Source organism: Candidatus Marifrigoribacter sp. Uisw_064, assembly GCF_047730175.1.
Classification (GTDB): domain Bacteria; phylum Bacteroidota; class Bacteroidia; order Flavobacteriales; family Flavobacteriaceae; genus Marifrigoribacter.
Genome location: NZ_CP159833.1, coordinates 124,219 through 145,864 on the forward strand (window position 1 = coordinate 124,219; position 21,646 = coordinate 145,864).

The 21,646-nt window shown below is 32.4% G+C and carries 20 protein-coding genes; 4 read left to right on the forward strand and 16 right to left on the reverse strand.

The window, feature by feature from the left end; genetic code table 11:
• Both ABXT64_RS00560 and nadC read right to left on the reverse strand, forming a co-directional pair.
• Positions 1-918 carry a YihY/virulence factor BrkB family protein gene (locus ABXT64_RS00560; protein ID WP_443633444.1) on the reverse strand — a complete coding sequence of 306 codons (918 nt, stop codon included), beginning with the start codon at positions 916-918 and terminating at the stop codon, positions 1-3.
• Positions 919-1,005: 87 nt separating this feature from the next.
• Entirely contained in the window at positions 1,006-1,863 is an 858-nt protein-coding gene (gene nadC / locus ABXT64_RS00565) for a carboxylating nicotinate-nucleotide diphosphorylase (protein WP_443633445.1), read from the reverse strand.
• 113 nt (positions 1,864-1,976) lie between these two features.
• Between nadC and rlmH the strand changes: the two genes are divergently transcribed.
• Positions 1,977-2,450 carry a 23S rRNA (pseudouridine(1915)-N(3))-methyltransferase RlmH gene (gene rlmH / locus ABXT64_RS00570; RefSeq protein WP_443633446.1) on the forward strand — a complete coding sequence of 158 codons (474 nt, stop codon included), beginning with the start codon at positions 1,977-1,979 and terminating at the stop codon, positions 2,448-2,450.
• Between the two features lie 5 nt (positions 2,451-2,455).
• Here the strand turns inward: rlmH and ABXT64_RS00575 are convergent, their stop codons facing one another.
• The 12 genes from ABXT64_RS00575 to ABXT64_RS00630 all read right to left on the reverse strand — a co-directional run bounded on the left by ABXT64_RS00575 (position 2,456) and on the right by ABXT64_RS00630 (position 17,680).
• Complete coding sequence (locus ABXT64_RS00575) at positions 2,456-4,054, reverse strand: T9SS type A sorting domain-containing protein (protein WP_443633447.1); 1,599 nt, start codon at positions 4,052-4,054, stop codon at positions 2,456-2,458.
• A gap of 50 nt (positions 4,055-4,104) precedes the next feature.
• Positions 4,105-5,451 carry a serine hydrolase domain-containing protein gene (locus ABXT64_RS00580; protein WP_443633448.1) on the reverse strand — a complete coding sequence of 449 codons (1,347 nt, stop codon included), beginning with the start codon at positions 5,449-5,451 and terminating at the stop codon, positions 4,105-4,107.
• A gap of 7 nt (positions 5,452-5,458) precedes the next feature.
• Positions 5,459-6,091 (reverse strand): CatA-like O-acetyltransferase, encoded by a 633-nt coding sequence (locus ABXT64_RS00585; RefSeq protein WP_443633449.1) that lies wholly within the window; start codon positions 6,089-6,091, stop codon positions 5,459-5,461.
• Between the two features lie 15 nt (positions 6,092-6,106).
• Positions 6,107-8,842, reverse strand: coding sequence for a formate dehydrogenase subunit alpha (gene fdhF / locus ABXT64_RS00590; RefSeq protein ID WP_443633450.1), 2,736 nt, complete (start codon positions 8,840-8,842; stop codon positions 6,107-6,109).
• Between the two features lie 11 nt (positions 8,843-8,853).
• Positions 8,854-10,506, reverse strand: a complete 1,653-nt coding sequence (locus tag ABXT64_RS00595; RefSeq protein ID WP_443633451.1) for an NADH-ubiquinone oxidoreductase-F iron-sulfur binding region domain-containing protein — start codon at positions 10,504-10,506, stop codon at positions 8,854-8,856.
• Between the two features lie 8 nt (positions 10,507-10,514).
• On the reverse strand, positions 10,515-11,363 hold the full coding sequence (gene fdhD / locus ABXT64_RS00600) for a formate dehydrogenase accessory sulfurtransferase FdhD (RefSeq protein ID WP_443633452.1): 849 nt from the start codon (positions 11,361-11,363) through the stop codon (positions 10,515-10,517).
• Positions 11,364-11,448: 85 nt separating this feature from the next.
• The gene (locus ABXT64_RS00605; RefSeq protein WP_443633453.1) at positions 11,449-12,810 is read right to left on the reverse strand and encodes an aldehyde dehydrogenase family protein; all 1,362 of its coding nucleotides are present in this window, start codon (positions 12,808-12,810) and stop codon (positions 11,449-11,451) included.
• A 220-nt stretch (positions 12,811-13,030) separates the two neighbouring features.
• Positions 13,031-13,804, reverse strand: a complete 774-nt coding sequence (locus ABXT64_RS00610; protein WP_443633454.1) for a carboxypeptidase-like regulatory domain-containing protein — start codon at positions 13,802-13,804, stop codon at positions 13,031-13,033.
• An 82-nt stretch (positions 13,805-13,886) separates the two neighbouring features.
• Positions 13,887-15,719: a DEAD/DEAH box helicase gene (locus ABXT64_RS00615; RefSeq protein WP_443633455.1), complete on the reverse strand. Its 1,833-nt coding sequence runs from the start codon at positions 15,717-15,719 to the stop codon at positions 13,887-13,889.
• A gap of 160 nt (positions 15,720-15,879) precedes the next feature.
• Positions 15,880-16,458: a non-canonical purine NTP diphosphatase gene (locus ABXT64_RS00620; protein ID WP_443633456.1), complete on the reverse strand. Its 579-nt coding sequence runs from the start codon at positions 16,456-16,458 to the stop codon at positions 15,880-15,882.
• Between the two features lies 1 nt (position 16,459).
• Positions 16,460-16,987 carry an SRPBCC family protein gene (locus tag ABXT64_RS00625; protein WP_443633457.1) on the reverse strand — a complete coding sequence of 176 codons (528 nt, stop codon included), beginning with the start codon at positions 16,985-16,987 and terminating at the stop codon, positions 16,460-16,462.
• Positions 16,988-17,020: 33 nt separating this feature from the next.
• A complete protein-coding gene (locus tag ABXT64_RS00630) occupies positions 17,021-17,680 on the reverse strand; it encodes a TrmH family RNA methyltransferase (protein ID WP_443633458.1) in 660 nt (219 codons plus the stop codon).
• A 56-nt stretch (positions 17,681-17,736) separates the two neighbouring features.
• Between ABXT64_RS00630 and ABXT64_RS00635 the strand changes: the two genes are divergently transcribed.
• From ABXT64_RS00635 to purB, 3 genes are all read left to right on the forward strand, one after another.
• A complete protein-coding gene (locus tag ABXT64_RS00635) occupies positions 17,737-18,414 on the forward strand; it encodes an SIR2 family NAD-dependent protein deacylase (protein WP_443633459.1) in 678 nt (225 codons plus the stop codon).
• A gap of 2 nt (positions 18,415-18,416) precedes the next feature.
• A complete protein-coding gene (locus ABXT64_RS00640) occupies positions 18,417-18,971 on the forward strand; it encodes an adenylosuccinate lyase (protein WP_443633460.1) in 555 nt (184 codons plus the stop codon).
• A 62-nt stretch (positions 18,972-19,033) separates the two neighbouring features.
• Positions 19,034-20,377, forward strand: coding sequence for an adenylosuccinate lyase (gene purB, locus ABXT64_RS00645; RefSeq protein WP_443633461.1), 1,344 nt, complete (start codon positions 19,034-19,036; stop codon positions 20,375-20,377).
• A 164-nt stretch (positions 20,378-20,541) separates the two neighbouring features.
• Here the strand turns inward: purB and ABXT64_RS00650 are convergent, their stop codons facing one another.
• Entirely contained in the window at positions 20,542-21,084 is a 543-nt protein-coding gene (locus tag ABXT64_RS00650) for a DUF4252 domain-containing protein (RefSeq protein ID WP_443633462.1), read from the reverse strand.
• Between the two features lie 2 nt (positions 21,085-21,086).
• Positions 21,087-21,626 carry a DUF4252 domain-containing protein gene (locus ABXT64_RS00655; protein ID WP_443633463.1) on the reverse strand — a complete coding sequence of 180 codons (540 nt, stop codon included), beginning with the start codon at positions 21,624-21,626 and terminating at the stop codon, positions 21,087-21,089.
• Positions 21,627-21,646 lie beyond the last annotated feature (20 nt).

Here is a 21,646-nt window from a genome sequence, read left to right on the forward strand (position 1 = left end):
TCAACATTTTCGATTTTTTAAAGTCTTTAAGGTAGCATTTAGTTCAAATCCAAGCAGCAATAAATTTGAATTAATCCAAATGTAAAGCATCATAATTAACAAAGCTCCAATGGAACCATATAGTTCATTATAATTTGAAAAATTTTCAATATAAATTCCAAATAAATAGGTAGTCAACATAAACATTAAAGTGGTCACTAAGGCACCAATAGAGAAAAATCGAATGCTTTTTCCTTCTTTAATCCCATAATAATATAGAATAGCGATTACCATATAAACTAGTACAACAAAAATGATATATCGTATGGTAGAAATCCAAAAGAAATCATTACTAATAAAATCTTCACTTTTTAAGGACCCGATAATATATTCACTATATACAATGATTATCACTGTTACTAATAACATTAAAGCTAGAAAAACAGAGACTACTAATGCTACAAAATATTGTTTTATAAAATTCCTGTTAATGGTCACATGATAGGAATATTCAAAACCACTAAAAATGGCATTAATCCCATTAGACATTAAAAAAATTGCAATTATAAAAACTACTGAAAGTAGTCCTCCTCTAGGGTTAGCAGCAATATCTTCTATGATAGGCAAAAAGAATTCGGTTGTTTGGGGAGGTAATATCCCTTCAATAAATAACAGAAACGTTTCGTTAAAATTTTCAATAGGTACAAATGGTATTAAATTCAGCAAAAAAAGTAAAAATGGAAATAACGCCATAAAAAAGCTAAAGGCAATCGATCCAGCTCTGGTCGAAAAAGTACCTTCGATTATCCCAAAAACATAACTTTTAATTAAATCGAATAATGACAACCCTCCAAAGCCAGGTAATTTTATTTTTTTACAAATTAAAATTATTTGCCTAATCACTGGAATCTTTAAAAGTATCTTTTCGACTCCTTTCATGTGTTTTTTCTTATTGTTTTTTCATAGGTCACATGCTGTTCGCTATAAACTTTTCCGTTAAATATTAAAATCTTCAACATGCACTCTTTATATTGCTTTCAGACTTAAATCCATATTATGTACTGAATGTATTAATGCGCCACTCGAAATATAATCAACTCCACATTCTGCATATTGTCTAGCTGTATCCAAAGTAATTCCGCCACTAGATTCAGTTAAGCATTTATCTCCAATCATTTCTACAGCTTTACGAGTATCTTCATAATTGAAATTATCAATTAATATTCTATATACACCATCTGATTGTAAAATTTCTTCTATTTCTGAAAGGTTACGTGCTTCGACAATAATTTTTAAATTTAAATAATTGTCTTTTAAATATTGTTTTGATTGTTCAATTGCTTTTGTAATTCCGCCACAAAAATCTATATGATTATCTTTTAGCATAATCATGTCATATAATGCAAATCTATGATTTTCGCCACCTCCAATTTTAACAGCCCATTTTTCAATAGCTCTTGCGCCAGGAGTTGTTTTTCGGGTGTCAAGTATTTTTGTTTTCGTACCTTTTAATAATTGAACATACTTATTTGTTTTTGTTGCTATTGCACTCATACGCTGCATTGCATTAAGTACTAATCGTTCTGCTTTTAAAATAGATTGTGAATTCCCAGAAACATAAAAACAAATATCCCCATAAGAGACACTGCTTCCATCGTTTATTTTAATATCCATTTGTAACCCTGGATCTACAAATTCGAAAACTTGACGAGCAAAATCAATTCCAGCAATGATCCCTTCATCTTTTACTAATAACTTTGCTTTGCCCTGAGCATCTTCTGGAATACTCGCTAAAGTACTATGATCTCCTGCTCCAACGTCTTCCCGAATAGCATTAACAATAATAAGATCTATTTCTTTATTAAATTTTGCTTCTGAAATCATGCTTATACTTTTTAGCTAAATTAAGGAAAAGATAAAAGAGTCCGAAAGGGAAAGCGCTATTAATTAAAGAAGATGTCACATTATTTGTATTTTTGCTTCTGAAATTATATTAGATGAAGATTACATTACTAGCCATTGGTAAAACCGATCAGAAACAAATCGATCAACTTATTGAAGAGTACACTAAACGTTTAAATTTTTATGTTTCTTTTACCTTTACGGTTATTCCTGATATAAAAAACGTAAAAAATCTTTCTGAAAGTCAGCAAAAACAGGCTGAAGGAAATGAAATTCTGAAACGCATATCGACCTCAGACACTTTAGTATTATTAGATGAAAATGGAAAAGCCTACAGTTCTATAGGATTTTCTGAATTTCTTCAGAAGAAAATGAACAGCGGTATAAAAAACGTAGTGTTTGTTATTGGCGGACCTTATGGTTTTAGTGAAGATATTTACATTCGATCTAATGGAAAAATATCACTTTCATCGATGACATTTTCTCATCAAATGGTTCGTTTATTTTTTATTGAACAATTGTATAGAGGGTTTACCATTTTAAAAAATGAGCCTTATCATCACAGATAAAAAAACTACTTAACAATAAACTTTATTGCTTTAGAAACTTCAGCATCCGTAATATTTAAAATATACATTCCAGAAGATAAGGTATGCTCTATAGCAATATCATTTTGCAATTCGCTGTAGGTTAACTGTTGTAATTGCTGACCTGTCATTGAATATATTGATATTTCAACATTTCGATACTCTAAAGAAGAATTCAGTTTTAAATATATATAATTACTAACTGGGTTTTCAGCAAGGATATATTTATTAGCTAAAGTAAAATCATTAACCCCTATAGTCCCATCTAAAATTTCTTCCAAAGCAAACTCTACATTAAATTCATTTAAGGTTATATGCATCTGATTTTCGTCTGGAATATATGTATTCACAAATGGAGAGGTATGAATTCCTCCAATGTCTGGACTTACATATAAATCATCCTCATTATCAATTGCCAACGAACTAATAGTTGGAATAAACGAAAAAGTATCTTGTTCAATGGCTTCTAACAAAGCTATAATTATTGGGTTATCACCAGGGTCGATTCCATCAACTAAACCCGTTGTCCCTCCTGGAGCACTATCATAACCAGCACTTGCAGCTGGAGATTGTGCGACGGCAATAAATGAACTAATTGGAATTCCTAAAAAATAAGACTGAAATCCAGTAACTTGATCTGTTTGGCCTGCAGCTGGCGTGAAATATAAATCTAAATCTACGGTAGTAAAACTTCCTAAATCTAGTGTAGTTTCAAGAATCGCTGTGCTTGGAGCACCAGTCATCATTGAGGTTCCACTCCCATTAATCATACTTACATTTCTAACATTAATAGGGAAACCTAATCCATCTAATTCAGCTTGAAAAGCATCTCTAAAATTTGGCGCTCCAGTTGGCAATAATATAGAAGGATCTTGTTCGTATGTTGAACCAGCAAGTAAATGCCCAAGATAATGGTCTACTAACATTTCTTTTGCTGCGGGTGTATTTAATAAACTGCTTACAATTAATTGTGCATCAGCATTATCCTCAGCTTCAGCTATATAATTTAATAAATATTGAAAGCTAATAGGAATATTAGCTCCTAAATGTGGTGAATCAAATGAAATAAACAAGCGCGTATCATGTGCAATAGAATTTTGCTCCATGTATGATAATGCATATCTTGAAATTAACCCACCCATGCTTGGTCCAATCACTACTAATTCTTCACCTCCCACTTTTTGCGCATTAATCGTTTGAATTAGTTCAGCAAAAACCATTGCATTTCTTTGAATATAATCTGAACCTCCATCTACATCTAATCCATCTGTTGAATATTGAGGAGAATTCATTATCACGATATCAAACCCTTGATCTCTTAAAATATCTGCTAAATTTCCTCCAGCAAAATTTAAAATTCCATATAAAGCAGGAATATCTCTAGCATCACCTGGATCGTAACCATCTAATACTAAAATTGGTTTATCTAAAACTCCGTCCACATTATCTAAAAATATCTCATATTCACCCTGCCCAAAATATTCTTGAGTTTCATCATATCCTTGATATCCTATTGTAGCTGTAACTGTTTGAGCATAGGCACTAACACTTAATAATGCAACAACTAAAATGTAAAAATTCTTCATATTTTATTTTTTAATTCACTTAATAAAGGAGCAAGATACTATTTTAAAACTTATTGAATACTTGAAATAATTCCTCTTAAAAATTGATTCACATTAAAATCTGGATTGGGTTTTAAACCAGTTCGAACCACTACCAAGTCTTTTGAAGGAATGATAAAAACATACTGTCCTTGAAAACCATTACAAGAATACATGTCTTTAGGTACATCTGGAAATTTTTCGCCCGCATTTAACCAAAAATGACCTCCATATACCCCATCAGAACCTTGCGTTGGTTCTTTTGTAAAATCTACCCATGACTTGTTGATGATTTGTTCACCAGCCCAATTCCCTTCATGTAAATACAGTAACCCAAATTTCGCCCAATCTCTTGTCGTAGCCCAACCATAAGAGCTTCCCACATAGTTTCCGGTAAAGTCTGTTTCTAAAATCATGGAATGCATTCCAATTTTATCAATTAACTCTTGGTACCAAAAATCTAAATATTCTTGTTGAGAATTAAATTGATCTCGTATAAATCCACTTAATAAATTAGTTGTTCCACTTGAATAATTCCATGAATTATTTGATTCACCTTCTAATAATTTTGCTTTCTGAATCTCACTCATATCTGGCGTTAAGAAAAGCATCCTTGTAACGTCACATATTATTGAGTAATCTTCTTCCCACGCCAAGCCACTATTCATATTCAATAAGTTTTTCAGACTAACACTTGCTCTTTCATCATCCTTCCATTCTGGAAACAAATTAGTTTGTTCTAACTGAACTTTCTCCTGTTTTTCTAAAACACCTAAAACAGCACTTGTAATACTCTTTGTCATCGACCATCCTAGCATCACTGACTCTTTATTAAAATCATCAGCATATTCTTCAGCAATAATTTGATCTTTATAAACCACTAATACAGAACGTGTTTTTTGTATTTCTTCTTCTTTATCTACAAAAGCTTCATGAACACTTTTCTTTAGTAAAGTATAATCTACATTTTCAAAAACGGTATCTTTTTGAGCTAAGTTTCCATAGGGAAAAGGCAGGTTTGATTTTGTTTTATTTCTGAAAGGTATTTCTTTAAATAAATTTTCTTCGGAAGCATCTTCTGGTAATAAAACTGCTCCTAATCCTTCTCTATATAAAGCTTTTCTTTCTTTTATTCCGAAGGCATTAGAAAGTACATAATTACCATTTAAATTTACCTCATTCGTAGCTAAACCAATAGAAGGAATGTTATTATCTTCAGCTTCAGTAAAAGCTTGCGAACGATTAGCTATAAATAAATGTGAAGCCACACTCTTAGAAGAAAAACCGCTTACCAAATCTAACTTTGGATAGGTTGTGAATGCAAAATATGCAATCACTAAAACAATGATTAATAGTATATATTTAAAAAACTTTTTCATAAAATTTTTAACTTTCTCCGTTCATTAATTTTTGATACAACGCTAAATATTTTGAAATATGAAATCCATCCGCTAGCCCATGATGCACATAAATAGCAATATTCATTAAACTTTTATCATCCCGCTGAAACATTTTTCCGAAGGTAATTCTAGGTATGCTATCGCCTGGAATAAAATTTGTTGCGTGTGTTAAGCTGGAAAACGTATTCCAAGGTATTGATGAATAATAAACAACATTTTTTTTTGACTCGTTTTCATTCATGCCCAAGCCATTTGAGCTTTGAACTCGATCAATTTCTTTTTTAAGCGATGCATCAAACACATTAAAAGCATCACTAAAAGGAACATATGAAAATCCAAAAGTTCCATCGGTACGACCAATGGTTGGGGAAGCATCTATAGTTTCATGAATAATGATTTCGTCATCAATAATACGATACTTAAATTCCTCTATTAAATTAACCGCTTGTATCGATTTATGTAGATAATATGAAAAAAAGGAATACTTATTTTCTTTAGAAATTTTATAGGCTTGTGTACAATCTATTTCTGTAACCAAACCAAAAAAAGGCTCTTTAAACTGTTTAAAAAAATCGAAATGTTCTTTTCTATTCCAATTTGATTGATCTAACTTTTTCATTTAATTATACTAAAACTATTTGTCAGCTAAAACTTGCTTAAACTTTCCTTTACTTTTTCTAAGACGAACAGCCACTACCTTGTATTCAGGACACATGGCTTCAGAATCATGTACATCTCCCGTTAAATTATTGATCATAATTTCTGGAAAATGGAAAGTCGTACTTAATACCCCACTTTTTACTTGATCCGTAATTCGAGCTTTTACATCTACTTTTCCTCTTGGAGATTCTAAACAAACATAATCGCCATCATTAATCAAGTTTTTTGCTGCATCTTCTGGATTGATCATTAAATAATCATCTTGAAGTATTTCTTCATTCGCAGTTCGACGCGTCATAGCGCCACAGTTATAGTGTTCTAACTCACGATTGGTTGTTAATATATATGGAAAGTCTTTGGCATGAGAAACCAGTTCTTGCGTTTCTTCCCAAGCATGAAACTCAAAATATCCCTTCCCTCTTTTAAAATCAACTGTATGTAAAATTTGTGTGTCTGTACCGTCTTTAGCTACGGGCCATTGTAAACCGTTTTTACCTAGATTTTCCCAAGTTATCCCAGCAAAGAACGGCACGATTTGAGATATTTCTTCTAACATACCCTCTGGAGTATAATCGGGTTGAGCATATCCCATTTTATTCATAATCTCAACTATAATTTGACCATCTGGCTTTGAGCCTGGAATTGGTTCAACTACTTGTCGAACCGCTTGTACTCTACGTTCTCCATTTGTAAATGTTCCACTTTTTTCAAGGAACGAAGCTCCTGGCAATATTACATCTGCATATTTAGCAGTTTCAGTCATGAACAACTCTTGTACAATAACAAGATCTGTAGCTTCCATTGCTTTAATAACCTTTTTAGTATTTGGATCTGTTTGAACAATATCTTCTCCAATGATCCAAATAGCTTTTAGTTTTCCATCTAAAGCGGCATCAAACATTTCTGGAATCTTATATCCAATTTCTTTAGGAACCTCAACACCATAAAATTCATTGTATTTTTTATTGACTTCATCATCAGTTATGTCGAAATATCCCGCTCCTTGATGTGGCTGAACTCCCATATCAGCACTTCCTTGCACATTATTTTGACCTCTTAACGGATTTACACCAACTCCTCTTCTACCAATATTTCCTGTTAATAATGCTAAATCTGCAATTTGAATTACCGTAAATGTTCCTTGTGAATGTTCCGTCACTCCTAAACCATGGAATGACATTGCGTTAGGAGCTGTTGCGTATGAATATGCTGCTGCTTTTACTTGATTTCTATTTACACCTGTAACTTCTTCAAGAGCATTAATATCTATGTTTAATATTTCTTCTTTAAATGTTTCAAACCCTTCGGTTCTATTTTCAATAAATGAATCATCAACTAGGCCTTCAGAAATGATATAATACATCATCATATTAAGTAATGCTACATTAGTTCCCGGACGTAACGCTAAATGATGTGTTGCATATCTTGCTAATTCTGTTCTTCTTGGATCAATAACGATAGATACATTATCAGATTTCATCGCAAATTGTTTCATTTTTGCTCCAGTAACTGGATGTGCATCGGTTGGATTAGCACCAATAACCATAATACAATTTGTGTCTTTTAAATCATCAATTGAATTGGTTGCTGCTCCAGTACCAAAAGTGCGTTGCATTCCTAATGCTGTAGGAGAATGACAAACACGTGCACAACCATCAATATTATTAGTTCCAATTACAGTTCTAATAAATTTCTGCATTAAATAATTTTCTTCATTGGTACAGCGAGCTGAAGATATTCCAGCAATTGAATCTGAACCAAATTCATCTTTATAACCAGTTAGCTTTGTAGCGATATATTCATAAACTTCATCCCAAGATACTTTTTCAAATTCACCGTTACTACGTTTAATCATAGGTGAATCTAAACGATCCTGATGGTTATAAAACTTAAAGGCATAACGCCCTTTTATACAAGTATGTCCTTGATTTACTTCAGCATCATAAGGAGCTGTTATGCTTAATATTTCACCGTTACTAGTGGATACCTCTAAATTACATCCTACACCACAATAGGTGCATATCGTACGGGTTGTATCAGTTGCTGTAATTGCTTTAGATTGGAAAACATCAGAAATAGCAGATGTCGGACAAGCTTGAGAACATGCTCCACAACTTACGCAATCTGAATCCATGAATGATTGATCCAATCCTTTAATAATTGTTGTATCAAATCCTCTTCCAGACATACTTAGTACAAATTCTCCCTGTACCTCATCACAAGCCCTAACACAACGATAGCAGTTAATACATTTTGATAAATCTGAAGTCATATATGGATGACTTAAATCTTTCATTTTATATAAATGATTATCTCCTTCTGGATAACGAACTTCTCTAATACCAACTTGCGCTGCTACGGTTTGTAACTCACAGTTTCCGTTTACTTCACAAGTTAAACAGTCTAATGGATGGTCTGTTAAGACTAATTCAATAATATTTTTTCTTAAATCTTTTATAGCCTCTGTACTCGGATAAACATATTGACCTGCTGCAACTGGTGTATGGCAAGATGCCATTGTTTTTAATTTACCATTTTCTTCTAAAGCAACCTCAACACTACACACTCTACAAGAGCCAAAAGGATCTAAGTTTGGAGCATCACATAGTGTAGGAACTAAATTTTTATCTTTATATCGTTTGATAAATGTAAGAATTGTTTCTCCTTTCTCAATTTCAAACGGTTCGTTATTTATGTAAGCTATATCCATTGTTTCTTGGTCTAGTTGAAGTATTCTTTTAATTCATCATCAAAATATTGCATGGCATTTCTAACAGGCAAAGGAATACCTCCTCCGTGAGCACAAAGCGAACCTTGTTCTAGGGTTGTGAGTAAATCAGAAAATAATTTTCTGTCAATTTTATAATCTGAATTTAATGCTTTCGTAGAAAGTTCTTGCCCTCGTTTTGTTCCGAGGCGACATGGAAAACATTTTCCACAACTTTCATAGGAAGCAAAATCAAATAAATGTTCAATCAATTTCATAATAGGATATTCCTCGGGAATACAAACAACAGAAGCATGTCCTAATAAAAATCCTTCACTTGAAAAAGACTCAAAGTCAATAGCCAAATCTTTTATTTTTGAAATTGGCACTAATCCCCCTAAAGGACCGCCAATTTGTAATGCTTTTACTGGAGATTTAAATCCACCACCAATCTCATTTACAACCTCAGAAAGAGGTGTACCCATTTCAACTTCGTACATCCCTGGCTTATTAAAAAAACTATCTAAGCAAACCAGTTTCGTCCCTGAAGAACGTTCCGTTCCAATGTTTTTCCAATTATTTCCTCCGTTTTCAATAATATAATGCAACGCAGCTAGTGTTTCTACATTATTAACAGTTGTCGGTTTATTAAACAATCCTTTTTGAGCAGGAAATGGAGGACGCACTCTCACTTCGGGTCTTTGGCCTTCAATTGAATTTATTAATGCGGTTTCTTCTCCACAGATATATGAACCTTGTGCTTGTATAATTTTAAAATTAAAATCGAATCCACTCCCATCAATATTTTCACCTATTAATTTGGCTTCTTTTAATTCATCAATTGCATTTTGTACAATTACTGCAGCTTCAGGGTATTCTGCACGGATATAAACAATACCGTAATTAGCATGGGTTACATATCCAGAAATTAACATCCCAAACAGAACAGCATGTGGTCTTTTCTCTAATAAATAACGATCTGAATATGCCCCAGGATCTCCTTCATCTGCATTACAAATAATAAATTTTACATCATTTTTTACATTTCTACAGAATTCTAACTTTAACCCCATAGGGAAACCAGCACCACCACGGCCTCTAACATTAGATGTTTTAATTTCTTCTAAAACTGAAGCTGAATCTTGTTTAAGTGCTTTTTGAAAAGGAGCATAATAATCTGTAAGATTTGTAAATGGTTCTGTAAGTATTTCTCTACCATTTGCACCTACATTATAATCATCATTGTTATGTTGATTTTCTTTTCCAATAATTTCAGATAAGGTATTTAAGGCATTCCCAGAATAATTTTTTCCATCATAATGAAAAGCATTATTTTCATGACATCTCCCTAGACAGGTCATGTGCCCTATTTCATCCTCTTCAAAATGTTCTTTTAGTTTTTCAGAAACACTAGGCTGTGTACCTGCACATTCGCATGCAGTTCCATTACAAACGTAGGCTTTCTTTCCTTTGTTTTCAGGTCTTAAAAAATCGTAAAATGATGCGGTTCCAAAAGCATTAGCTGTCCCAACTAAAAACTCCTTTGCTAAGTCTTTCAACTCTTCGTCGCTTGGAGTTCCTGAAGGTTTTGCTAGAGTTCCCATTTTATCAAAAAGATTCTCTTCAATTCCTTTTCTACCTAATAATTCACTTAAATTATCTGACATAAATATTTTTAACTTACTTTAATCTCAATCTCTGTTATATCTGGTTGAGAAGGTTTTTTTAATTTTGTTCGTTGCGGATTTGAATAGCAGGTAATTCTTCCATTTCTACAAAACCCGAATAATGTTATCCCAAATTCCTTTGCATAATCAACCGCTAATGATGAAGGTGCTGAAACAGCTGCAATAAATGGAATATTTGCTTTAAAGCATTTTATAATTATTTCATATGAAATTCGTCCGCTTACTGTTAGAATAGTTGCTTTTTTTAATCCCTTAGCAATAATCAATTCACCAATCACTTTATCTACTGCATTGTGTCTTCCTATATCTTCCTTTGTACTCAACAATGTTCCTTCACGTGTAAAAGCAGCTGCCGCATGGGTTCCGCCAGATTGATGAAAGTCAAATTGATGTTTTTTCATTTTACTAAACAATGAAGTTATTAATTCATTATCTACTTTTTCATCCTCTTCAATCATTTTACCCATAAAAGTCATATCTCCTAATTCTGTTCGTCCACAGATTCCACAGGAGGATACTGATAATAAGCTTCTACTATTTGAATACCCATCCCCTAATTCATCTTCAGGAATAGTTAAGTCAACAATAGTTACAATTCCTCTATCATTTTCTTTCTTTAAAACTAAATCAAAATTGTAGTTGGAATTTTTAATAACACCTTCAGAATGAAGTAAGCCTCTAACCAAATTAATATCATCTCCTGGGGTACGCATAGAGACCGTAAATGGTTTATTATTTATATTTATTTGTAACGCTTCTTCTACAGTAAGAGAGTCAACTGTTTTAAAGACAGAATCATCTTCAAACCTCTTACCTTCATAGTTTCTAGTTGCCATTACGTTAATTTAAAAAGGGTCTATAAAAAACGAAGTTAGCTTATTTTTTGCTTTTAAGCAATCGAGAGAAAAATATGGGATAGGTTTACCACTTTAAGATACTCTTTAATACTTTTAATTTTTTTGAAGAAAGTGGAAAATATTTAAATGGAAACTCAATCCATGTTGGTTTGTCAAGAATACTTTTATAATGTGAAAAACACTGAAAACCAGCTTCTCCGTGATAACTACCAATACCACTAGATCCTATACCGCCAAATGGGAGGTTGCTATTCGTGATATGCATTACAGAATCATTTATGGCTCCGCCCCCAAAAGAAACTTCGGATAGAATTTTATTTTTGACTTTTCTACTACTTGAATATATATAACAAGCTAAGGGTTTTGGTAACTGTTTTACTTGATGAATTGCATCCTCTAAATTATCATAGGATATTATAGGTAAAATTGGTCCAAAAATTTCTTCTTGCATCACAGAATCTTTAAATGAAACAGGATACAAAATTGTAGGCGAAATAATTCTTTTTTCAGCATCTAAAACTCCACCATAGAATGTGTTTTGAGGAGATATTAAGTTGGATAAGCGTTGAAAATTTTTATCATTAATAATCTCAACATAATTTTTATTTGCAGTTGAATACTGTTGTTTTTCAATTTCTATTTTTGCCAAAGCTAAAAAATCATCTTTAATAGAATGATCTACCATAATATAATCGGGAGCTATACAAGTTTGGCCTGCATTAAAAAATTTCGCCCAAATTAATCGCTTTACAGTCATAGTTAAATGACAATCCTTCGTTACAAAGACAGGTGATTTTCCTCCTAATTCTAGAGTTACAGGTGTTAGATGTTTAGCTGCTGCTTGGTATACAATTTTACCTACAGCAGTACTTCCAGTAAAAAATATTTTATCAAATTTCTGCTGCAATAATTCTGTAGTTTCTGAAACCCCTCCTTCTACTACCTTAAAAAGGGAAGAATCAAAATTTTCATTTATTAATGAAGCCATTAATTTACTGGTTTCAGAAGAAATTTCACTTGGCTTAAGTATCACTGTATTTCCCGCTGTAAGTGCAGCTATCACTGGTGAAAAAGATAAACTAAAAGGATAATTCCAAGCGCCAATTACTAAACATACACCTAAAGGTTCTGGTATACGGTAACTTGTCGCAGGAAAATTTAAAAGATTGGTACTAACTCTTTTTCTTTTGGACCAACGATATATTTTTTTTTTAGCTTCTTTTATATCTTCATAGATAAGTGCCAATTCACCTATATAGGTTTCAAATTCAGATTTCTTAAAATCCTTATAGATTGCTTCATAAAGTAAGGTCTCATTTTCTTTTAATACGTTCTGAAGTAAGTCAAGTTGTGATATTCTGAAGGTTAAATCTTTGGTTGAATTAGATTCAAAAAAAAGGCGTTGCTTCTCTACAGTTTGATGCATTTTAGGCTAAATATTTTCAATAAAGATACTGAATAATTAAGATTGAAATTAATTTATACCCGTTCTCACAACAATCTGTATTCTTATTATCTTCTCTTCAAAAACTTAAAAGAGTAATTAATAACAGAGAAATGATTTTATAAATTTCATTTTTAGCGTTTTAATGTAAAATATTAGATGGAGTAATTTGGTATAATGCTAAATAAAATTACAAATAGTGTTATCCTCTATTGCGGTTTAACACTTTATATTCTTCATAGCATTCGCTAATTGCGTCCAGAATTTGAAGGTCATTTGCAGAGCTAATAAAGTCTCTAGAGTAGCTACAATTATTCAATATTTCATCAATATCGACACGTTCTAATTGTAAAACCATCATTAGGGTTTCTCTGTTAAATTTAGATTGTAGCAGGTTTCTAATTTCGTCATCTTCTTTCATCTGACGTAATTTCCGCATTTGTTTGGGTCGTTTTCCGAAGACATTATAGAGAAAATCGGCGGGATTAAAAATGGCACTTAATACTTTACTAACTGCGCCAGGTTTAGTGCTACCACCTTCATAACCTGATCCTACTCCTGCAATTCTATAACGATAATTATCATAAATAGGAATGATCTTAGCATCTACCTCAACATAGCCCGTTAATTGTATAGGACGAATAACCACTTCTTCCAAAGCGATACTAAGCTCTGTCATTTTAATTCTAATCTTACCGAATTTTAACCAATCGTTTGTTACTCTAACTCGAATAGATTTAAAACCCAAATAAGAAAAATATAAGGTATCATTTACCTTTGCACGAAGTTCAAAATCTCCCTTTTCATCACTAACCGTTCCTATAACTTGATTAAGATTAACAATATGAACATTTTGCAATGTTTTATCATTTGCTGCATTTAGGACCTTTCCATCGATGACAGGGTTTGTAACATCTTGAGCCCAAGCGGTATTTGCAATTAATACAATTAAAAGTAGGTATAGTGTCTTATTCATAATCTTTGTAAAAGTAAATGATTAGACTAAATTTTTAAACTAAAGTTTATTAAAGTTTACTTAAAATGAAAAAAAGTTATAATTAACTTCTACTTCTACGTCTTCCACCTGTGCCTTTATTATCGCTAGAACTACTATCTCTTCTACGACTTCTTCCTTTGAATCCAGATTTTTCACCACTTCCTCCTCTATCTCTATCACCACTTCCGCCTCTGTCGCTATTTCCACCTCTATCACTACTTCCTCTTCTATCGCTTCTCTTTTTAAAATCTCCTCTTTTACCTCCACGATCTCTTCCACCACGTCTTTCACCACCACCACGTCTACCTGTATCTTTAGAAATTTCAACAGAAACTCTTCTTCCTTCTAGCTGAAAATCTTTAAAAACACTTAGCACCATTTCCTGATGTTGTGTATCTGTATTGAAAAAAGAGAAACTCTCTTTTACATCTACTTTGTAGACATCATCTTTTCCTAAGTTTAATAAATCTTTTAAGAAATCTTTCAGCGTCATCCAATCGAAGTCATCTCTTTCTCCAATGTTTATGAAATAACGAACACTGTCTTTAGATTCTTCCTTATAATCATCTCCCGAAATATTTAGATCTTTCGCTTTTTTATAATAATTATAGAAACGAGTAAATTCAACAGAAAATACTTTTTTAATTAACTCTTCTTTTGAAAACTCTTCAAGAACATCATTGATATTTGGCAGGTATGTATCAATATCGTGATTTATTTCAGTGTTTTTAATTTTATTCGCTAAATGAAATAATTGAACTTCACAAATTTCCATTCCTGAAGGAACATCTTTTTGAACGAATTTTTTCTGAATAATTTTTTCAATTGCAGAAATCTTACGTCGTTCACTCTTTGAAACAATTACGATTGAAACTCCTGTTTTACCAGCCCTACCTGTACGACCACTACGGTGCGTATACGTTTCTATTTCATCAGGTAATTGATAATTGATAACGTGTGTAATATTCTCTACATCGATACCACGAGCTGCAACATCGGTTGCTACTAACATCTGGATTTGACGGTTTCTAAATGATTTCATCACCATATCTCTTTGGTTCTGACTCAAATCGCCATGCAAAGCAGCAGCACTATATCCATCTTCAATTAATAATTCGGCAACTTTCTGAGTATCTCTTTTGGTACGACAAAATATTACTGAAAATATAGATGGATTAGCATCAGCTAAACGTTTTAATGACTGATAGCGATCTCTAGCATTTACTAGGTAAAACTCATGAGAAACATTTTCTGCTCCCATATTTTTACCTCCTACAGTAATTTCAACTGGAGAATGCATGAATTTTTTAGCGATGGCAGATACCTCTCTTGGCATTGTTGCACTAAATAACCATGTGCTTTTCTCTTCTGGAGAATGAGAAAGAATTTCTGTAATATCTTCATAGAATCCCATGTTAAGCATTTCATCTGCTTCATCTAACACACAGTATTCTATCTTAGAAATATCAACCAGTCTACGACCAATCATATCTTTCATTCTTCCTGGAGTAGCTACAATAATTTGAGCTCCTCTTTTTACATCTCTTGCTTGATCAGTAATACTTGCACCACCATATATAGCAACAACATTAAGTCCTTTGCAATATTTTCCGTAGTTCTTTATCTCGTTTGTAATTTGTAAACAAAGTTCTCTTGTAGGTGAAAGGATTAATCCTTGTGTAGTCCTGCTATCAATATTAATTTTTTGTAGCATTGGAAAACCAAAAGCAGCTGTTTTACCTGTTCCAGTTTGTGCTAAAGAAACCATGTCGGTGTCTTTTTCTAATAAAATTGGTATTGCTTTTTCTTGAACATCAGATGGAGTTTCAAACCCCATATCAGCTATGGCTTTAAGTAAATTTTCTTCAAGGCCTAAGGCTTCAAATTTATTCATTTTGTAGTATTTAATTGTTTTATATCTGTGTTGATTGGAAGTATATTCGACATATAAAACATACTACTTCACTAAACACAACCTCACCCTGAGGTTTTTTCAAGCGGCAAATATACTCTTTTTAAATGGATTAAGAGAAAATTTTATAAGTATCTTAAATTCAGAAATTTGAACTTAAAAATTCTATCAATTTTCTTACTGCTTTACCTCGATGTCCAACCTCACTTTTTTGCTCTAAAGTCATTTGTGCAAAAGTTTCAGAAAACCCTTTTGGCTGAAATATTGGATCATATCCGAATCCTTGATCACCTCTTTTTTCTTTTATTATTTCGCCCTTACAAATTCCTATGAATAATTCTTCCGCAGTATCAATACGTAATGATATAACAGTCTTAAATTGAGATTGGCGATTGGGTTTAGCACTTAATTCCAAAAGTAATTTATTCATATTCGCCTCAGCATCGTTTTCAGGTCCTGCATAACGTGCGCTATAAACACCAGGCGCATTATTTAAAGATGCAACTTCAAGCCCAGTATCGTCTGCAAAACAATTATAGCCATACTTTTCCTTTACATAGGTAGATTTTATTTGTGCATTTCCTTCTATGGTATCAGCAGTTTCAGGAATGTCTTCAAAACATTTAATGTCTGTAAGACTTAATAATTCAATTTGAGAAGGCATTAAGGCACTTACCTCTCTAACTTTATTTTGATTGTGAGTTGCAAAAACTAATTTCATATTATTTACTTTCCAATACTTGTTTTAAACTTTCTAAACCTTCATTAAAATCTGTTCCAACAGATGTATCCATATTGAAAAAGAGCATCATAATATTCATTGGTACTTTATTAACTCCAGAAAATCCCCAAATGACTTCTGTACTGTTGCTATTTAATTCCTTTACTTTTAAAAAAGCATCACTCACCGATTTCCAAGGCTTAATAAACCGAAGTTCTGTATCAATTTGTTTATTTTCAACGATTGCTTTTATTTCTTGCTCACCTATTCCTACCTCTTTATTTCCTTCCCAGCGTGAAATAAAACCTACGGTTCCATCCTCTCCAAAAAACTCTTGTTTCATCTCTGGGTCCTTTTTTTTCCAAGGTGACCAATTATCTTGATTTTTAACACTTTTTAAATAAGTGAAAATTTCTGAAATAGGTTTATTAATTATTATTGTTCGTTCTAGATGGTATTTTTTTGGCGCTACAGTTGCAATAATAATCAATAGAGCAATAAATGCAAGTAGAATATATACGAAAATCATACATTAGATTTTTAGAGGTTGATAGTGACTAATTTACATTTTTTTTTCTTCTTGATAACGTTCAACTATTTGATCGACACTTTTAATTGTACTTTTTGTCCATTGAAGTAAAATTTCTTTTTTTTCATTTGCGGAAAGTTCCCAGTCAATATTTGATGTTTTTAATTTAGTGACAACTGATTGTAAAATAATTGCTGCCGATACCGATAAATTCAAACTTTCAGTAAAACCATACATAGGGATTTTTAAAAAACCATCTGCTTGAGACAATACTTCATTACTCAGTCCATCTTTTTCGGTTCCGAAGAAAAAAGCTGATTTATTAGACACATCAAAATCATGCATTAAGGTGGAATCATTATGCGGCGAAGTTGCAATAATTTGATATCCTTCGTCTTTTAAAGTCTTCATGCATTCTACCGTGGACTTATGCCTATTAATATCGACCCATTTTTGAGCTCCCATAGCAATTTCACGATCTATATCCTTTACTTGCATTTCTTCTATTACATGTAAATCTTGAATTCCAAAAATATCACATGAACGCATTACAGCACTGGTATTATGCAATTGATATACATCTTCAATTACCACGGTAAAATGTCGGGTACGTTTTGAAATCACTTCATCAAAAAGATTTTTTCGACGTTCTGTTAAAAAAGAAAGTAAGTATTCAAGTAATTGATTATCCAAGTTTATTATTTAATTTTATAACTGAAATTAATAACGAAGATATAAAAATTGAAACAATGAATATTGTGGTGTTATCGGGTGCAGGAATTAGTGCAGAAAGTGGCATTAACACTTTTAGAGATAGCAATGGCCTTTGGGAAGGTCACGATGTAATGTCTGTTGCTTCTCCTCAAGGTTTTTCAAAAGACCCAGCCTTAGTCTTAGATTTTTACAATCAACGTCGCAAACAATTAAATGAGGTATCTCCAAATAAAGCGCATAAAGCTTTAGCTGAATTAGAGCTCAAATATACCGTACATATTATCACTCAAAATGTAGACGATTTACATGAACGCGCAGGAAGCACAAATGTTACTCATCTTCATGGTGAGTTGTTTAAAGCGAGAAGTATTCATAATGAACATGAAATCTATGAATGGAAAAAAGATTTGAATCTTGGTGATGTTAATAAGCACAATCATCAATTACGTCCTCATATCGTTTGGTTTGGTGAAGCCGTACCCAAAATGGATGAAGCAATTGAATTAGTGCATAAAGCAGCTATCGTAATTGTTGTTGGAACTTCTATGCAGGTATATCCAGCAGCGGGTTTATTACAGTATGCGAAACATAAAACTCCCATCTATTTCGTTGATCCAAAACCAGCAATTGATTCTTCTGATAGAATTACAGTCTTTGCTGAAAAAGCGACCACAGGCATACCTAAAGCTATTGAATTGATTGAAAAACTATAAGTATGGCTTCGGAAGAATTATATAAAAAACTAAGTTATACTAGGGCTTATAGAAAAACACGTTTAGATGTTGCTCAATGGGTTATGGATCATCCTGAAACATTTCCAGAATTATTAGAATTTTGTTTTCAAAAAGATGAAGAAATATCCTATCGTGCTACATGGATATTAGAATGTATCTGTTTAGCTGATTTTAAATTGCTATTACCTCATCTAGATATTTTCTTTAATACTATTCCAAACATCCATAAAAATCAAGCGGTACGCCCTCTTGCAAAGATTTGCGAAAAACTAATGATTGCTACTTATAAAACAAAAAACGAAGCCATCATAAAAAGTATCATCATAGAATGTTGTTTCGATTGGTTAATCAGACAACAAAAAGTAGCCTGTCAGGTATATTCAATGTTAGCTTTATATTTTTTAGGAACTCAATATGATTGGATTCATCCAGAATTAAAAACCATTATTAATAAAAACATTCATCAGGGAAGTGCAGCCTATAAAGCAAGAGGGAAATATGTGCTGCAGCAAATAGAAAAATTTAAGGCTAAATAATAAGTTCTACTAAAGCTTAGTGAATACAAATTTGTATCTTTGCCCCTTCAAATTTTAAGCCTATGTCTACGCATTCTTTACAAGCTATTTCTCCTATTGATGGGCGTTATGCTTCAAAAACTAAATCATTACAAGCTTTCTTTTCCGAAGAAGCTTTAATAAAATATCGTGTTCTTGTCGAAATTGAATATTTTATTTCAATGGTTGAACTTGGGCTACCACAATTAAAAGATTTTGACACTTCTTTATTTCCTGAACTTCAAAAAATTTATACGAATTTTTCTACTGAAGATGCACTTGAGATAAAAGAAATTGAGAAGACTACGAATCACGATGTTAAAGCCGTAGAATACTTTATTAAAGGTAAATTTGAAACCTTAGGCCTTCAGAAATTTAAAGAGTTTATTCATTTCGGATTGACTTCTCAAGACATAAATAATACAGCCGTTCCTTTATCTTTAAAAGATGCTATGAATGAGGTATATGTACCTCAATTATTCGAATTAAAAGACAAACTAAAGGTACTTGTAAACGATTGGGCAGATATTTCAATGTTAGCTAGAACACATGGTCAGCCTGCTTCTCCTACACGATTAGGAAAAGAAATCAATGTTTTTGTGGTACGTATTGAAGAGCAATTTGACTTGCTTAATAATATTAAAAGTGCTGCAAAATTTGGCGGTGCTACAGGAAACTTTAATGCACATAAAGTTGCTTATCCGAATCTAGATTGGAGAGCGTTTGGAGCTACATTTGTTCAAGAAAAATTAGGATTATACCATTCGTTCCCAACCACACAAATTGAGCATTACGACCATATGGCTGCATTGTTCGATTGTTTAAAAAGAATCAACACTATTTTAATTGATTTGGACAGAGATATTTGGACTTATGTTTCGATGGATTATTTCAAACAAAAAATTAAAGAAGGTGAAATTGGATCGAGTGCAATGCCACATAAAGTAAATCCGATAGATTTTGAAAACAGCGAAGGTAATTTAGGATTAGCAAATGCTATGTTCGAACATTTATCTGCTAAACTTCCTATTAGTAGATTACAACGAGATCTAACAGACAGTACGGTATTACGTAATATTGGAGTACCAATGGGTCATACTATTATTGGATTTCAATCTACGTTAAAAGGGTTGAATAAGCTCTTATTAAATAGGTCGAAATTTGCTGAAGATTTAGAAAATAATTGGGCGGTAGTTGCCGAAGCGATTCAAACTTTATTACGTCGTGAAGGCTATCCTAATGCGTATGAAGCTTTAAAAGGCTTAACTAGAACCAACGAAACTATCAATGCTAAATCGATTGCTAATTTTATTGAAACCTTAGAAGTTTCAGAAGAAGTAAAAGCTGAAATGCGGGTGATTACTCCGAGTAATTATACGGGGATTTAAATTTGATTTCTTTGTCATTCCGACAGCGCAAGTAACGAGGAATCTTTTTATTATTGAGATTCTTCACTTCGTTACACTCGTTCTGAATGACAGATTAAATAATAAATATAAAAAAAGGCTTTCATTGATGAGATGAAAGCCTTTTTTTATATTAAAATTATTGTTTACATTTTAAACAATTCTCCTATGGTGCTTAATTTAGTGACATCAATATCTCCATTATCTATTGAGTTCATTAATTTCAACATTTGATCGGGTCTCATATTGTCACCTAACAATCTAATTACTGCAAAACCTTTTTCAGCATCACTCGCTAAGACAATAATTTCATCTATCGCATCTTCTTCGCCTAAATACTTTAATGTAGCTCCTTTATTATTGGAACCGTATTTCATTAAGGTTTTGTATTTATCTTGCTTCATGATGTCATTAATTTCTTTTTTATTGGCATCATAATTTGCATCATTCCCTTCTTTTATAGGAAAAGCGACTACATTTATTTTCTTAACTGTTTCTAAAATATCTTTCTCTTCTTGAGATAGGCTATTTCCCTTAGCTTGCAATAAACTGGTCGCTATATCTATTTTTAGAAAAGTATCATCTTCTTGTTTTTCAACTAAATACTTTTGTAAAGATTTCTCGTTGCTACAGCTAAACAAGGTGAGTGCTGCTAGGCCAAGTCCTATGATATATCTTGTAAGTATCATAATTATGATTTTTTATTGTTTTCAAGGTTTTTCAACTCATCACTACCTGGCATATTAAGGTCTTTGGTAAGTTTAGAGATTTTTTTAAGATCAATGTTACCCGTAATACTCATGATAACCGTTCGTTCTTTACCATCAATGTTTCCTGTAAGGTGCATCAATAATTCTTTTACATGGTTTTCATCACTTCCTTCTTTTGAATAGAATTTAATGTTCTTACCATCATCTTTCACTCTCATTAGTTCTGAAAGACCTTTAGAGCTAGCTACATAACTTTTAACTGAAGCATCCATACGTGTCGCTACACTTGGGTTTTCGGTAGTAAATATTTTGATATTATCTAAGTTATTTACTAGTTCAAGGTATTCTTTTGCTTCAGGATCGGTGGAGTTTAAATCCATCTTACCTAACAATTTAAACATGTTTTTAGTAACGACCACTGAGGTTACGTCATTTTCATCTTCGAATACATCGAAGGCATCTTGCGCACTCATTAAAAATGGAGTGACTAATAAGGCGATTAATAGAATTACTTTTTTCATTTCTTTAAATTTTAAATTTT

Excerpts from the sequence above, each read along its gene's own strand:
- nadC (WP_443633445.1), bottom strand. The coding sequence starts at position 1,863 with ATGATTTCAGAAGCAAAATTTAATAAAGAAATAGATCTTATTATTGTT.
- fdhD (WP_443633452.1), bottom strand. The coding sequence starts at position 11,363 with ATGGCAACTAGAAACTATGAAGGTAAGAGGTTTGAAGATGATTCTGTC.
- rlmH (WP_443633446.1), top strand. The coding sequence starts at position 1,977 with ATGAAGATTACATTACTAGCCATTGGTAAAACCGATCAGAAACAAATC.
- ABXT64_RS00605 (WP_443633453.1), bottom strand. The coding sequence starts at position 12,810 with ATGCATCAAACTGTAGAGAAGCAACGCCTTTTTTTTGAATCTAATTCA.
- ABXT64_RS00635 (WP_443633459.1), top strand. The coding sequence starts at position 17,737 with ATGAATATTGTGGTGTTATCGGGTGCAGGAATTAGTGCAGAAAGTGGC.
- ABXT64_RS00640 (WP_443633460.1), top strand. The coding sequence starts at position 18,417 with ATGGCTTCGGAAGAATTATATAAAAAACTAAGTTATACTAGGGCTTAT.
- ABXT64_RS00585 (WP_443633449.1), bottom strand. The coding sequence starts at position 6,091 with ATGAAAAAGTTAGATCAATCAAATTGGAATAGAAAAGAACATTTCGAT.
- ABXT64_RS00650 (WP_443633462.1), bottom strand. The coding sequence starts at position 21,084 with ATGATACTTACAAGATATATCATAGGACTTGGCCTAGCAGCACTCACC.
- ABXT64_RS00620 (WP_443633456.1), bottom strand. The coding sequence starts at position 16,458 with ATGAAATTAGTTTTTGCAACTCACAATCAAAATAAAGTTAGAGAGGTA.
- ABXT64_RS00575 (WP_443633447.1), bottom strand. The coding sequence starts at position 4,054 with ATGAAGAATTTTTACATTTTAGTTGTTGCATTATTAAGTGTTAGTGCC.
- ABXT64_RS00625 (WP_443633457.1), bottom strand. The coding sequence starts at position 16,987 with ATGATTTTCGTATATATTCTACTTGCATTTATTGCTCTATTGATTATT.
- ABXT64_RS00610 (WP_443633454.1), bottom strand. The coding sequence starts at position 13,804 with ATGAATAAGACACTATACCTACTTTTAATTGTATTAATTGCAAATACC.
- ABXT64_RS00580 (WP_443633448.1), bottom strand. The coding sequence starts at position 5,451 with ATGAAAAAGTTTTTTAAATATATACTATTAATCATTGTTTTAGTGATT.
- ABXT64_RS00595 (WP_443633451.1), bottom strand. The coding sequence starts at position 10,506 with ATGTCAGATAATTTAAGTGAATTATTAGGTAGAAAAGGAATTGAAGAG.
- ABXT64_RS00615 (WP_443633455.1), bottom strand. The coding sequence starts at position 15,719 with ATGAATAAATTTGAAGCCTTAGGCCTTGAAGAAAATTTACTTAAAGCC.
- fdhF (WP_443633450.1), bottom strand. The coding sequence starts at position 8,842 with ATGGATATAGCTTACATAAATAACGAACCGTTTGAAATTGAGAAAGGA.
- ABXT64_RS00655 (WP_443633463.1), bottom strand. The coding sequence starts at position 21,626 with ATGAAAAAAGTAATTCTATTAATCGCCTTATTAGTCACTCCATTTTTA.
- purB (WP_443633461.1), top strand. The coding sequence starts at position 19,034 with ATGTCTACGCATTCTTTACAAGCTATTTCTCCTATTGATGGGCGTTAT.
- ABXT64_RS00560 (WP_443633444.1), bottom strand. The coding sequence starts at position 918 with ATGAAAGGAGTCGAAAAGATACTTTTAAAGATTCCAGTGATTAGGCAA.